This is a genomic window from Stenotrophomonas sp. Steno-C17 (assembly GCF_056393165.1).
The window spans coordinates 59133-71057 of the sequence record NZ_JBWJPD010000014.1; the positions used below are offsets into that span (position 1 = coordinate 59133).

Sequence of the window (11925 nt, forward strand, 5' to 3'; positions counted from 1 at the left end):
TCCATCGTATTCAGGTGGAGAGCGGTGGATGGGCATGGAACTGCGTGGTGTGACCTTGGGCGTGCTGCTGCCGCTGCTGGCGCTGGCCGGCACGGCGCAGGCCCAGCGCTATGGCTATGACGAGCGTTACGACGATCGCGGCAGCAGTGGCATCGTGCGCTGCGAGTCGGTGAAGGGGCGCAGCCACGAATGCCGGCTGGACGGGCGGGCGCGGTTGATCCGCCAGTTGTCCGGTTCGCCCTGCGTGGAAGGTGACACCTGGGGCCAGTCCCGTTCCGGTGTCTGGGTGACCCGCGGCTGCCGTGCCGAGTTCATCGGTGAGTCCCGTGGCGGTTGGGGCGGTGGCCATGGCTGGGGCGGCGGCAACGGCGGTGGCCAGGTGATTGCCTGCCATTCCAACGATCACCGCCAGCAGTACTGCGACGCGCGGGTGCGCCGTGGCGTGCGCCTGGTGCGGCAGGAATCGCGCAGCGCGTGCATCGAAGGCCGCAGCTGGGGCTGGGACCGCCGCGGGGTGTGGGTCAGCGACGGCTGCCGGGCACAGTTCCAGGTGAACTGAGCGGGGCCGTCGCTGCATCGCGAATCAGAAAAATCTGATAGCGATCACAGTTTTTTCATCGTATTGTCGGCAACCGGGGCGTCATGGACGTCCCGGCCCGCACCGCTGCCCGGCCCAGGAAGGGCTCGCCTTCGATGCGGCTCCATACGCTGTTCCAAGGAGTGAGCAACGCATGTTGATCCGTCTGCAATGCGAGCAGCGCCAGTGGCGCGTGCTGCACCCCGATCGGCCCGAACCGATCGGCTTCCGCGACGGCGTTCGCGCCTTTGATTTCGCCGAAACCCTGGCACGTCTGCATTTCGCCGACACCGGCCAGCGCGCCGCGGTGCGCGTTGAAGCCAGCGGCGCATTTGTCGAGGCGATCAGCTACGGCTGAAGGCGGCCATCCACGCATGGCGTGGATCTACCGGGGCGTCGAGGTTGGGGTCAGAGCCCTTTCCTGCGGAAAGGGATCCGACCCCTTATCCACGCATGGCGTGGATCTACTCAGCTGGCCGCGCTCAGCGGCGCCGAACCATTGGCCAACTGCGGCCAGCGCTTGAGCACGGCGGCGCGGATGCCGGCCGCATCGATGCCGGCTTCGGCCAGCAGGTCTTCGCGGCTGGCATGGTGCTGGAACGCGTCGGGCAGGCCCAGGTGCAGGATCGGGCGCAACACGCCTTCGGCATTGAGCAGTTCGCCCACGGCCGAACCGGCACCGCCAGCTACGACATTGTCTTCCACGGTCACCAGGCCTTCGTGCTGGGCGGCCATGGCCAGCACCAGCTCGCGGTCCAGCGGCTTGATGAAGCGCATGTTGACCACGCTCAGGCCCAGTTCGCGGCCGATCTGTTCGGCGGCGGTGACCGTGCTGCCGAAGGCGAGCAGGGCGATGCGGCTGCCCTGCACGCGCAGTTCGCCCTTGCCGATCGGCAGCGTGGCCAGATCGGTGCCGGCGGCAATGCCGGTGCCGCTGCCGCGCGGGTAGCGCACGGCGGCCGGGCCCGGGTGCTGCAGGCCGGTGCTGAGCATCTTCCGGCATTCGGCTTCGTCCGAGGGCGCCATCACCACCATGTTCGGCACGCAGCGCAGGAAGCTCAGGTCCAGGTTGCCGGCATGGGTGGCGCCGTCCGGACCGACCACGCCGGCGCGGTCGATGGCGAACAGCACGTCCAGATCCTGGATGGCGACGTCGTGCACCAGCTGGTCGTAGGCGCGCTGCAGGAACGTGGAATAGATCGCCACGACCGGCTTGCCGCCCTGGGTAGCCATGCCCGCGGCCAGGGTGACCGCGTGCTGTTCGGCAATGGCCACGTCGAAGTAGCGCTGCGGATATTCCTTGCTGAAGCGCACCAGGCCCGAGCCCTCTCGCATGGCCGGGGTAATGCCGTACAGGCGCGGCTCGGCGGCGGCGGCATCGCACAGCCAGTCGCTGAACACGTCGGTGTAGGTCGGCTTCTTGGCGCCGGTCTTGGCCACCAGGCCCTTGTCCGGATCGAACGGACCCACGGCGTGGTAGCCGATCTGGTCGCCCTCGGCCGGCTCGTAGCCCTTGCCCTTGGTGGTCATCACGTGCAGCAGCTTCGGCCCCTTGGAGGCACGCAGCGTCTTCAGCGTGGACAGCAGGGCCGGCATGTCATGGCCATCGATCGGGCCGGTGTAGTGGAAGCCCATTTCCTCGAACATCGTGGAGGGCACGAACATGCCCTTCCAATGTTCTTCCCAGCGCTTCACGAAGCGCGCGGGGTTGTTCTTCTTGTCACCCAGGATCTTCTTGCCGCCTTCGCGCAGTGCGTTCAGCGTGCGGCTGCCGGTGGCCCGGCCGAGCATCTTGGTCAGCCCGCCGACGGCCTCGGAGATCGACATGTTGTTGTCGTTGAGGATCACCAGCAGGTTCGGTTCGGGATCCATGCCGCCGGCATGCATCAGCGCTTCGAACGCCATGCCGGCGGTCATTGCACCATCGCCGATCACCGCCACCACCTGGCGTTCATCGCCGGCGGCCTGGCGGGCGATGGCCATGCCCAGCGCAGCCGAGATGGAGGTGGACGAGTGGCCGACCCCGAAGGTGTCGTACTCGCTTTCCTCGCGCTTGGGGAACGGCGCTACGCCATCCTTCTGCTTGACGGTGTGGATGTCGTCGCGACGGCCGGTCAGGATCTTGTGCGGGTAGGTCTGGTGGCCCACGTCCCAGACCAGCTGGTCGTGCGGGGTCTGGTACAGGTAATGCAGCGCCACGGTGAGTTCGATCACGCCCAGGCCAGCGGCAAAGTGGCCACCGCTCTTGCCCACCGATTCGATCAGGTAGGCGCGCAGTTCGTCGGCAACCGCCCTCAGTTCGGATTCTTCGAACGTGCGCAGGTCATCCGGGGTGCGGATGCGCGCGAGGCGGGGATAGCGGGCAGAGTCGATCATCGTGTTCGCACTTGTTCTGAACGCCCATTTTCGCCCTCAAACGGGGGTGGGGCAAGCAAACGCTGCCGCCCGTGACAGAACGGTGACGGTTGCCGATGGCGGTGTTCAGGTGCTGAGCTTGGAACGCTTGGGCAACTGCGCCTTCAGGAAGGCCATCTGGTCGGCGAGGATGTTGCGGTTGGACAGGATCAGGTGTTCGATCCAGCTGGGCCGGTAGGGCACGGCCAGCAACGGCATGCTGGCCTGTTGCGGGGTGCGGTCGCTCTTGCGCGAATTGCACTGGAAGCACGCAGTGACCACGTTTTCCCAACAGTCCAGGCCGCCCTTGGACAGCGGGATGACGTGGTCGCGGGTAAGGGTGGGGCGGTTGAACTGCTGGCCGCAGTACAGGCACAGATGTGCATCGCGGGCGAACAGCGCCGGATTGGTCAGGTTCGGGGTGGGATCGATGGCGCGCGAGCGCGCATGGCCGCGGGCGGCGATGATCGGGTGCAGGTCCATGCCGCTCTGCATGCCGCTGAGCCGGTTGGTGCCACCGTGGATGTGCAGGCAGGGATCGCCCAGGGTCCAGGCGACGGCATCGCGGGCGTAGAGACAGGCTGCGTCCTGCCAGGTGATCCAGTCCAGTACACGGCCGTGCGCGTCGAGGGACAGCAGGCGGACCGTTCCGGGGCGATGCAGGGTGCCGGCATTGGGCGATGCTTCGGCGCCCGGAGCAGAAAACGAGGCTCCGGCTTCGATCAGACCCAAGCGTGTAGTGTCTGTCTCCATCGGGAAAACAGCTTATACCCGAATCATTGCGATTTGGATATCGCCCTGTGGGCGATATCCAAATCGCAGGATTCGGGTCCGCGCATTCCTCCTATCCCCCGCGCCGTTGGCGCGCCCCCCTTAACAAAGGGGGGCTCTCCTCCAGACAGAAGGTCGGGGGCTGCCGGGCTGGGGTCGGATCCCTTTCCGCAGGAAAGGGCTCTGACCCCTCATCCACGCGTGGCGTGGATCTACTGGCGGGGTCGGATCCCTTTTCACAGGAAAGGGCTCTGACCCCTCATCCACGCGTGGCGTGGATCTACTGGCGGGGTCGGATCCCTTTCCGCAGGAAAGGGCTCTGACCCCAGATCCAACCGCCGCGGGGCGCGGTCGGGGTCAGAGCCCATTCCCGTAGGGAAAGGGATCCGACCCCGGGGCTCACGCTCAGGCGCCGAAGCGTTCGTCGTCCATGGCCATCAGCGGGGCGGCGCCGGCCTGGATGGCGGCGGCGTGGCTGAGGGTGCGCGGCAGCACGCGGGCGAAGTAGAAGCGCGCGGTTTCGCGCTTGCCCTGGGCGAAGGCGGCGCCGTGTGCGCTGGCATCGGCGGCTGCCACGCTGCGCGCCCACCAGTAGGCCAGCACCACGTAGCCGGAATAGAACAGGTAGTCGTAGCTGGCCGCGCCGAGTTCGTCCGGGTTGCCGGCCGCGCGCTGCAGCACGTCCACGGTCAGCTTGCCCCATTCGGCGGCCTTGGCGCGCAGCGGGCCGATGAACTCGGCCAGCGCTTCGTTGCCCTCGTGTTCCTTGGCGAAGGCTTCGATCTCGGCCAGCATCAGCTTCAGGCCGGCGCCCTGGCTGGAGGCGGTCTTGCGGCCGATCAGGTCCAGCGCCTGGATGCCGGTGGTGCCTTCGTACAACGTGGTGATGCGGGCGTCGCGCGCCAGCTGTTCCATGCCGTGTTCGCGGATGTAGCCGTGGCCACCGAAGCACTGCAGGGCGTTGTAGGTGTTCTCGATGCCCCATTCGGTCTGGCAGGCCTTCGAGATCGGGGTGAGGAAGCTGACCAGGGTGTCGGCGCGCTCGCGCTCGGCCGCATCGTCGGCGCTGTGCGCTACGTCGATCAGGGTGGCTGCGTGCAGGGCCAGCAGGCGGCTGCCTTCGACCAGCGACTTGATGGTCAGCAGCATGCGACGCACGTCGGGGTGCACCAGGATCGGATCGGCGGCCTTGTCCGGGAACTTCGCCCCGCTCAGGGCGCGCGACTGCAGGCGCTCGCGGCTGTACTTCAGCGCGTTCTGGTAGGCGCGCTCGGACAGGCCGATGCCCTGCAGGCCGACGCCCAGGCGTGCGGTGTTCATCATGGTGAACATGGCCTGCAGGCCCTTGTGCGGCTGGCCGACCAGGTAGCCCTGCGCGCCGTCGAAGTTCATCACGCAGGTGACCGACCCCTTGATGCCCATCTTGTGCTCGATCGAGCCACAGCGCAGTGTATTGCGCTCGCCGACGTTGCCGTCGCGGTCGACCTTGAACTTGGGGGTGACGAACAGCGAGATGCCCTTGGCACCGGCCGGTGCGCCGGGCAGCTTGGCCAGCACCAGGTGCACGATGTTTTCGGTCAGGTCGTGTTCGCCGGCGGTGATGAAGATCTTGGTGCCGGTGATCGCGTAGCTGCCGTCGGCGTTCGGCTCGGCCTTGGTCTTCAGCAGGCCCAGATCGGTGCCGCAATGCGGTTCGGTCAGGCACATGGTGCCGGTCCAGCGGCCTTCGATCAGGGGCTTGAGGAAGGCGTCGTGCTGCCAGGCCTCGCCGTGCTGCTTCAGCGCTTCGATGGCGCCGTGCGAGAGCAGCGGGAAGTTGCCCCAGGCCAGGTTGGCGGCATTGATCATTTCGTTCAGCGGCACGCCCAGGGTGTGCGGCAGGCCCTGGCCACCCAGTTCCGGGGCGGCGGTCAGGCCGGTCCAGCCGCCTTCCACGAACTGGTCGTAAGCCTGCTTGAAACCGGGCGGGGTGGTCACTTCGCCGCTGGCCTGGTCGAGCACGCAGCCGATCTCATCGCCCACGCTGTTCAGCGGCGCCAGCACGCTGGCACTGAAGCGGCCGGCTTCTTCCAGCACGGCATCGACCACGTCGGCGGTGGCGTCGGTGAAGCCCAGGCGGGCGAACAGCGGTTCCACCTTGAGCACGTCGTGCAGGGCGAAACGGAGGTCGGAAAGCGGTGCGGTATAGCTGCTCATCGGGTACGTCTCGATCAGGGAACGGGGAGCGGCGACGGGCGCCGCGGCAGGGAAGTCCTCAGCGCAGCACGCCAGGCAGGCCGGGGGCCTGGTTCAGGGTGCTGCGGCCGGAAATGTCGAAGCTGCGCTGCTTCTTGTCCTCGGGCGTGGCCGCGACCGTGCCCTTCAGGGCGTAGGCCAGGGTGCGGTTGCCAGCCAGCGCGTCGGCCACCACCAGGCGTGCGGCGGGGCTGGGGGTGAATTCAAGGGTGACCACGTCGGCCGACACCCCGCCGATGGACATGGCCGGGCGGGCCTGCAGCGTGCCGGCTTCGGCGTCGCCGACGGTCAGCGCCAGGGCGACGTCATCGAAGGTCATGGGCATGGAGCTGAAGTTCTGCAGGCGCAGGGCCACGGTCCAGCCCCCATCGGCGCGCACGGTCAGCTGCTGCAGGCTGGCGGCCGGTTCCGAAACACGCTTGACGATGCCATCGCCGCAGGCGGCCAGGGCCAGGGTGCACAGGATGATCAAGGCGATACGGAAGCGACGGAACATGGGCGCAGGTCCTCTGGGGGCAGTGCGTGGAGTAAGCATACTACGGCGTATGGTCGAATGGATCGCCATGGGCGACCTTCACAAGGGTAGCGTGTGAAGATGGCGCGCAGCGGTCACCGCGCGGCTCAGGGCGAGGCGGTCTCGACCAGCGGCGCCATCGTCCGCAGCGGTGCCAGGTCGTAGCCCATCTGCTCGGCGCGCGCCTTCAACTGCTCGAACAGGGCGCGGTCCATGCTCGGCTCGCGCGACAGGATCCACAGGTACTTGCGGTCCGGTTCGCCGACCACGGCCCATTGATAGTCCGGGTCCAGGGCGATCACCCAGTAATCGGCCCAGACCAGCGGCACCCAGCTCAGCCAGTCGGGGGCGAAGCGCACTTCCAGTTGCCCCGGCTGGCCGGCGACGGGCCGGGCCACACCGTCTGCCTGCAGATAGTCGCCTTCGCCGGTGCGGCAGCGGTTGCGCACGCTGATGCGGCCGTCCTGGCGCAGGCCGTAGGTGGCGGTGATGTCGGCCACGCACTTCTTCTGGAACGACACCGGCAGGTGGGCGATTTCGTGCCATTGGCCGGCATAACGGTCGATATCCAGGGCAGCGACCGCGCGCACCGGTTCGGCCGCATGCGTGGAAACGGTGGCGGTCAGCAGCAGGCAGGCAAGCAGGGCAGGGCGCAGGTACATCGGCATGGAAGACTCCGGGCGTGAACCCCGAGCGTAGGCGGCGCGATGCACGGCGGTGTAAATGTTTCGTCAACCGCGCGCGGGCAAAAAAAAGACCTGCATTTCTGCAGGTCTTCATACATGGTGGCCGAGGACGGAATCGAACCGCCGACACGGGGATTTTCAATCCCCTGCTCTACCAACTGAGCTACTCGGCCCTGTATCTGGAAAAAAAAGACCTGCATTTCTGCAGGCCTTCGAAAGTGGTGGCCGAGGACGGAATCGAACCGCCGACACGGGGATTTTCAATCCCCTGCTCTACCAACTGAGCTACTCGGCCACTTGTTTCGTTGCAGCGAGGTCGCTGCCGAGGACGCGCATGTTACGGAGGTAGACCGCATTCGGCAAGCGTTTTGGCAAAAAACCTTCACATTGCCGTCTGCGCGCGCGCAAGTGCTTGATCCTGCGTGCGCGGCGGAACGCAGGCCACCGGTGGGCGGGGGATGCCGGCTTCGGCCTGCTGCAGGGGCGCAACTTCCGCAAGCAGAGGTCCAAATCAAGCGCCCGCGGTGCGCTGCCAGGCGTGCTCACGGTGCGAAACGCACCTGTCGTGGATCGCTGACGCTGATCTGCGTCTGGTAGTAGTACTTGCCGCTGGGCTGGCCGCTGGCATTGATGAAGTCGATGCGGACCCGGCGCGCGGTGCCGCCCACCAGCAGGCGGCGGTTCTGCAGGTAGTCCAGCTTGAGGCCCAGCGCTTCTTCCAGCGCGGGGCGCAGCGCGGCATCCATGCTGAGGGTGATGTTCAGCGGGTGCCGGTAGTCGCGTTCGCTGTTGAGGTAGATGCGGCCATCGTCGCTGCCGACGGCCTGCACGCTGATGGCGAAGGTGCCGGAAATGCCGCGCGCTGGATCATCCTGCGCGGCACGTACGGCTTCGTAGTTGCCGATGTAGCCGGGCACCGGCTGCGGCGCGGCAGCCAGGCGATGGGCGCAGCCGGTCGTCAGCACCAGCGGGACCAGCAGTGAGGCCAACAGGGTGGGGCGATTCATGGCGCTTCCTTGTGCGTCGGTGGATGTGCCGATTGTGGCCGCGCGTGCATTGCAGCCACAAGCGCGCTGTCCAATCGGCCCGATGATGGGGCATGCTGGGCCGCGTAGCACATCGACCAAGGAAGGACATGCCGAGGACCGCCGACGTTCATGCCATCGATTGGGGCACGCTGCAGTGTGCCTATGGCGACGCCTCTGAAGCGGGTGCACTGCTGGCCGCGCTGATGGACCCGCAGCACCAGCAGGACTGGAACGACATCTGGTCGCATCTATGCCACCAGGGCACGGTCTACCCTGCCAGCCACGCCGCGCTGCCGGTACTGTTGTCAATCGCGCGGCAGACCGGGCGCAGCGACGGTGATGATGCGCTGCTGCTGGCTGGTGCGATCGTCGCCGGCTCGGACGTGGGCGACCCGGGGCTGGCGCCGCACGGCGATGTCATCCAGGCGCTGCGCAGCAAGGTGCAGAAGCGTCTGCAGGGCAGTGGCCGGGAGGCGGTGCCGCTGTCCGAGGATGGGCATGGCCAGCGTGGCTGGCTGCGCCAGGCGTGGCTGGGGTTGAGTGGTGAAAAAGCCTGGTCGCAGCACCTGGACCGGCTTGTCGAGGGCGAGCTCGTGGGGGAGTGCGTGGCCTGTTCGGCCGACCTGTACTGCACGCTGGATGTTGAAGCCCCGTATGTCTGCCATGAGGATCCGGTGTTCGGTGCCCCGTCGGCGACGTCTGCGCTGCTGCGCGGTGAACCGGTCGGCGTGGCCGAGGAGTGGCTGATGCAGCAGGTGCGCGGCGATGGCGATATCCGCGCCGAGCAGCTGCTGGAACTGGCCTTCGGTCATTCCGAATGCAGTGCCTGCGGACATCCGTTCGCGGTGCGCGAGTGCGTGCAGGCCTGAGCCGTAGGCGCCCTGCACGCGGCGGGCGGTGCCCCGCACCTGCAGGCGGCGGTTGGGCAGTTGTTCCAGACGCAGGCCCAGGGCCTGCTCCAGCGCCGCGCACAGCCTGGCGTCCACGACCACGGTGACGTTCAGCGGGTGCCGGTAGTCGCGCTCGCAGTTGGCGCGATTGTGGGCACGGAACGATGAACGTCACAAGCGCGCCTTCCCGACCGGTGGATTACATCGCGCGCTGCAGCGCCTGCAGCAGGGTGTCGTAGTCCCAGTTGTCATCGTGGCGCACGCCGTTGATGAAGAAGCACGGCGTGCCGTTCACGCCACTGCGCACGCCGCCCATGAAATCGGCCTCAATGCGCGCATCGTCGGCGCCGGCCAGTGCCGCGCGCACCCGCTCGGCCGGCAGGCGCAGCAGTTCGCCGTAGCGCTGCAGGTCATGCGGCGCCAGCGCGCCCTGGCGTTCGTACAGCAGATCGTGCGCGGTCCAGAAATGCCCGCTGTCGGCAGCGGCTTCGGCCAGGCGTGCGGCGTTCAAGGCGTCCGGGTGCATTTCGCTGAGGGGGAAGTTGCGGAATACCAGGCGCAGCGAGTCGCCCAAGGCCTGCTGCAGGGCCTTCACGATGGGGTAGGCCTGGCCGCAGTAGGGGCACTGGTAGTCGCCGTATTCGACCAGGGTGACGGCCGCATCGGCCGGGCCGCTGGCGTGGTCGCTGGCGCTGACGGGCACGGAAAGGCGGCTCATGGGGTCACCTCCGCCGGCGCCGAGTGCGGCAGGCGTGACAGCGCATCGAGAATGCCATCGGCACCGGGATTGATGCCCAGCGGTGACAGGTAGCTCCAGCGCACGATGCCCTGTGCGTCGATCACGAACAGCGCACGTTCGCAGACGCCGTCGTGTTCGCGATAGGCACCGAACTGCCGGGCGACGGCGCCCTTGGGTTCGAAATCAGCCAGCAGCGGGAAGTGCAGGTGGCGTTGTTCGGCGAATGCGGCGTGGCACCAGACGCCATCGACGGAGATGCCGATCAACTGTGCACCCTGTCGCTGGAACTCGGGCAGCAGCTGGTTGTACAGGGCCATCTGGTCGCCGCAGACCGGGCTCCAGTCGGCGGGATAGAAGGCCAGGATGACCGGGCGGCCGCGCAGCTCATCCAGGGTGACGGTCTGGTCGGGCGTGGCGGGCAGGCGGAAGGCGGGGGCCGGTGTTCCTGGTGGCAAGGGGGCGTGCGCAGGGTCGGGGCGGGGCAGGGTGGACATGGCGGGCTCCTGGCGGGGTGGGATGGCGCGCGGTGGAATCTGCATCGGCAGGGCCATCGTCGACCGGCGCCGCCAGGTTGCCCATTGCGCCTTGGTTTCCGCCGCTCATACCAGGGTATGCACGCGCCACTCGCAGCAGCGCGACCACGGACTCACGGCCGCGCCGCTAGCGTGGTCGTGCAAGCCCGGCACGGTGCCGGTGCGGAGCCCGCCATGACTACTCCCCGCACGCCTTCGCCTGCCGAAAAGGATGCCGGTACCCAGGAAAGCCGCCAGGACCAGCACCAGGACGACGTGGCCAAGCGCCGCCCTGGCCAGCACGATCAGAAGGTGCATGACGACAATACGCGGCGACCGCAACGCAAGGATGGAAGCCAGGAGCCGGGTTGAGCCGGTGATGGGCAGGTCGAGGTCCCGTCGGCCGAGGTCATGCCGACGGCGGCGTCTGCGCGGCGCGGGCCACCTCGGCGAACCAGCCGGCGAGTTCGTGCATGTCGATCTGCTGGATCAGCGCAGGATTGATGGGATCGGTGGGGGCGGTCGGCAGGATGGCGGCCGCGACCTCGATCGCGCAGTACCCCGTGCCGTCCCACAGGCCTGCCAGATAGGAGGGAAGAGGGGCGCCCTGCCACAGCGGAGCGGTTGATGGCCATGGCTGCTGGTGTTGCATCGGGCGCCAACGACCGTAGGGGCGCACCTCGCTCCTGCGCTGTGCAAGCCATTGGATTGCAGCGTCCTTGGCCACGCCCGCTGCGTCTTTCAGTTCCTGGTGCCCGGACACGATCCTGATCTTCTCCCACATGCCGTCGTAGGATAGTTCGCGAAGGCGCAGGACGACGAGCCACTGACTTCCCCGCAATCGCGCCTGTTCAAGACCAAGCCCATGGGCGACGTCAGCGACGTAGCGGGGAATGTACTGACCCTTCCAGCCGGGAATGAGGGTTGAAAGCGGGATCAGAGGTGGATCGGGTATCGCGGCATGGTCCATGGGAGCCCTTCCTGCATGTGGCGCTCCGCGCCGCGGGTACCCTCATCCTATCGGTCGCGGACGCCCGTGCCCAAAGAAAAAGCCCGCAGATCACGGGGATCTACGGGCTTCTCTGAAAATGGTGGAGCCAAGGAGGATCGAACTCCTGACCTCGTCATTGCGAACGACGCGCTCTCCCAGCTGAGCTATGGCCCCACGGCGCGCCCAGTGTAGCGCCGCCGCCGGGGGCTTGCCAAGCCGAGTGGGCGGCAGTCGTGGCAGGCTGGACGCCTTGACTGCCGAAAGACGCCCTATGACCGACTACCGCCCCATCGAATGCGATCTGCACGATGTGTTGGAAATCGCCTGCCTGCACCGCGCACGCCTGCAGGTGGAACTGACGGATGGCCGCACCTTCGTGGCCCGCGCGCGGACCACGTTGAGCACGCCGGGCAAGGAGGAATTCCTGGTGCTGGACGCGGAGGACGGCGAGCACCGCATCCGCCTGGACCATCTGCGGGCGGTGGCCACGCTGGGCGCCGATGGCCTGCCCGGGCCGCGTACCGTGTTGGCCGTTCCGCGCCCCGATGAACCTGAACAGGGTTTGTGAATCAAGGGCTTGGCGCTGTC

General features: G+C 67.4%; 14 protein-coding genes and 3 tRNA genes. 5 read left to right on the plus strand and 12 right to left on the minus strand.

Annotated elements, in window-relative coordinates; all coding sequences use genetic code 11:
* Positions 1 to 34 precede the first annotated feature (34 nt).
* Both AC06FA_RS13625 and AC06FA_RS13630 read left to right on the plus strand, forming a co-directional pair.
* Positions 35 to 559, plus strand: coding sequence for a DUF3011 domain-containing protein (locus AC06FA_RS13625; protein ID WP_478068762.1), 525 nt, complete (start codon positions 35 to 37; stop codon positions 557 to 559).
* Between the two features lie 172 nt (positions 560 to 731).
* Positions 732 to 935, plus strand: coding sequence for a hypothetical protein (locus AC06FA_RS13630; protein WP_478068763.1), 204 nt, complete (start codon positions 732 to 734; stop codon positions 933 to 935).
* Between the two features lie 110 nt (positions 936 to 1045).
* Here the strand turns inward: AC06FA_RS13630 and dxs are convergent, their stop codons facing one another.
* From dxs to AC06FA_RS13670, 8 genes are all read right to left on the minus strand, one after another.
* Positions 1046 to 2953: a 1-deoxy-D-xylulose-5-phosphate synthase gene (dxs, locus tag AC06FA_RS13635; RefSeq protein ID WP_478068764.1), complete on the minus strand. Its 1908-nt coding sequence runs from the start codon at positions 2951 to 2953 to the stop codon at positions 1046 to 1048.
* Positions 2954 to 3058: 105 nt separating this feature from the next.
* The gene (locus AC06FA_RS13640; protein WP_478068765.1) at positions 3059 to 3724 is read right to left on the minus strand and encodes an HNH endonuclease; all 666 of its coding nucleotides are present in this window, start codon (positions 3722 to 3724) and stop codon (positions 3059 to 3061) included.
* A gap of 423 nt (positions 3725 to 4147) precedes the next feature.
* Positions 4148 to 5938 carry an acyl-CoA dehydrogenase C-terminal domain-containing protein gene (locus AC06FA_RS13645; protein WP_478068766.1) on the minus strand — a complete coding sequence of 597 codons (1791 nt, stop codon included), beginning with the start codon at positions 5936 to 5938 and terminating at the stop codon, positions 4148 to 4150.
* A 58-nt stretch (positions 5939 to 5996) separates the two neighbouring features.
* Positions 5997 to 6473 carry an LEA/WHy family protein gene (locus AC06FA_RS13650; protein ID WP_478068767.1) on the minus strand — a complete coding sequence of 159 codons (477 nt, stop codon included), beginning with the start codon at positions 6471 to 6473 and terminating at the stop codon, positions 5997 to 5999.
* A gap of 125 nt (positions 6474 to 6598) precedes the next feature.
* Positions 6599 to 7153 carry a lipocalin family protein gene (locus tag AC06FA_RS13655; protein WP_478068815.1) on the minus strand — a complete coding sequence of 185 codons (555 nt, stop codon included), beginning with the start codon at positions 7151 to 7153 and terminating at the stop codon, positions 6599 to 6601.
* Positions 7154 to 7274: 121 nt separating this feature from the next.
* A tRNA-Phe gene (locus tag AC06FA_RS13660) sits at positions 7275 to 7350 on the minus strand.
* Between the two features lie 46 nt (positions 7351 to 7396).
* Positions 7397 to 7472, minus strand: a tRNA-Phe gene (locus tag AC06FA_RS13665).
* Between the two features lie 247 nt (positions 7473 to 7719).
* Positions 7720 to 8184: a hypothetical protein gene (locus tag AC06FA_RS13670; protein WP_478068768.1), complete on the minus strand. Its 465-nt coding sequence runs from the start codon at positions 8182 to 8184 to the stop codon at positions 7720 to 7722.
* Between the two features lie 128 nt (positions 8185 to 8312).
* Here AC06FA_RS13670 and AC06FA_RS13675 point away from each other — a divergent pair, with 128 nt between their 5' ends.
* A complete protein-coding gene (locus tag AC06FA_RS13675) occupies positions 8313 to 9074 on the plus strand; it encodes a hypothetical protein (RefSeq protein ID WP_478068769.1) in 762 nt (253 codons plus the stop codon).
* Between the two features lie 220 nt (positions 9075 to 9294).
* Here AC06FA_RS13675 and AC06FA_RS13680 read toward each other — a convergent pair whose 3' ends face one another.
* Together AC06FA_RS13680 and AC06FA_RS13685 are read right to left on the minus strand one after the other, a co-directional pair.
* Entirely contained in the window at positions 9295 to 9813 is a 519-nt protein-coding gene (locus AC06FA_RS13680) for a DsbA family protein (RefSeq protein ID WP_478068770.1), read from the minus strand.
* A complete protein-coding gene (locus AC06FA_RS13685) occupies positions 9810 to 10328 on the minus strand; it encodes a redoxin domain-containing protein (RefSeq protein WP_478068771.1) in 519 nt (172 codons plus the stop codon). Before AC06FA_RS13685 ends, AC06FA_RS13680 begins: the two co-directional genes overlap by 4 nt.
* Positions 10329 to 10541: 213 nt before the next feature.
* Here AC06FA_RS13685 and AC06FA_RS13690 point away from each other — a divergent pair, with 213 nt between their 5' ends.
* A complete protein-coding gene (locus tag AC06FA_RS13690) occupies positions 10542 to 10718 on the plus strand; it encodes a hypothetical protein (RefSeq protein ID WP_478068772.1) in 177 nt (58 codons plus the stop codon).
* A gap of 37 nt (positions 10719 to 10755) precedes the next feature.
* Here AC06FA_RS13690 and AC06FA_RS13695 read toward each other — a convergent pair whose 3' ends face one another.
* Both AC06FA_RS13695 and AC06FA_RS13700 read right to left on the minus strand, forming a co-directional pair.
* On the minus strand, positions 10756 to 11316 hold the full coding sequence (locus AC06FA_RS13695) for a hypothetical protein (protein WP_478068773.1): 561 nt from the start codon (positions 11314 to 11316) through the stop codon (positions 10756 to 10758).
* A 119-nt stretch (positions 11317 to 11435) separates the two neighbouring features.
* Positions 11436 to 11511, minus strand: a tRNA-Ala gene (locus AC06FA_RS13700).
* 97 nt (positions 11512 to 11608) lie between these two features.
* On the opposite strand from AC06FA_RS13700, the gene AC06FA_RS13705 reads away from it, so the two are divergent.
* Complete coding sequence (locus AC06FA_RS13705) at positions 11609 to 11905, plus strand: Rho-binding antiterminator (RefSeq protein WP_478068774.1); 297 nt, start codon at positions 11609 to 11611, stop codon at positions 11903 to 11905.
* Positions 11906 to 11925: the final 20 nt, after the last annotated feature.

Coding starts and splice junctions, on each gene's coding strand:
- AC06FA_RS13625 (WP_478068762.1), top strand. CDS start 35: ATGGAACTGCGTGGTGTGACCTTGGGCGTGCTGCTGCCGCTGCTGGCG.
- AC06FA_RS13630 (WP_478068763.1), top strand. CDS start 732: ATGTTGATCCGTCTGCAATGCGAGCAGCGCCAGTGGCGCGTGCTGCAC.
- dxs (WP_478068764.1), bottom strand. CDS start 2,953: ATGATCGACTCTGCCCGCTATCCCCGCCTCGCGCGCATCCGCACCCCG.
- AC06FA_RS13640 (WP_478068765.1), bottom strand. CDS start 3,724: ATGGAGACAGACACTACACGCTTGGGTCTGATCGAAGCCGGAGCCTCG.
- AC06FA_RS13645 (WP_478068766.1), bottom strand. CDS start 5,938: ATGAGCAGCTATACCGCACCGCTTTCCGACCTCCGTTTCGCCCTGCAC.
- AC06FA_RS13650 (WP_478068767.1), bottom strand. CDS start 6,473: ATGTTCCGTCGCTTCCGTATCGCCTTGATCATCCTGTGCACCCTGGCC.
- AC06FA_RS13655 (WP_478068815.1), bottom strand. CDS start 7,153: ATGTACCTGCGCCCTGCCCTGCTTGCCTGCCTGCTGCTGACCGCCACC.
- AC06FA_RS13670 (WP_478068768.1), bottom strand. CDS start 8,184: ATGAATCGCCCCACCCTGTTGGCCTCACTGCTGGTCCCGCTGGTGCTG.
- AC06FA_RS13675 (WP_478068769.1), top strand. CDS start 8,313: ATGCCGAGGACCGCCGACGTTCATGCCATCGATTGGGGCACGCTGCAG.
- AC06FA_RS13680 (WP_478068770.1), bottom strand. CDS start 9,813: ATGAGCCGCCTTTCCGTGCCCGTCAGCGCCAGCGACCACGCCAGCGGC.
- AC06FA_RS13685 (WP_478068771.1), bottom strand. CDS start 10,328: ATGTCCACCCTGCCCCGCCCCGACCCTGCGCACGCCCCCTTGCCACCA.
- AC06FA_RS13690 (WP_478068772.1), top strand. CDS start 10,542: ATGACTACTCCCCGCACGCCTTCGCCTGCCGAAAAGGATGCCGGTACC.
- AC06FA_RS13695 (WP_478068773.1), bottom strand. CDS start 11,316: ATGGACCATGCCGCGATACCCGATCCACCTCTGATCCCGCTTTCAACC.
- AC06FA_RS13705 (WP_478068774.1), top strand. CDS start 11,609: ATGACCGACTACCGCCCCATCGAATGCGATCTGCACGATGTGTTGGAA.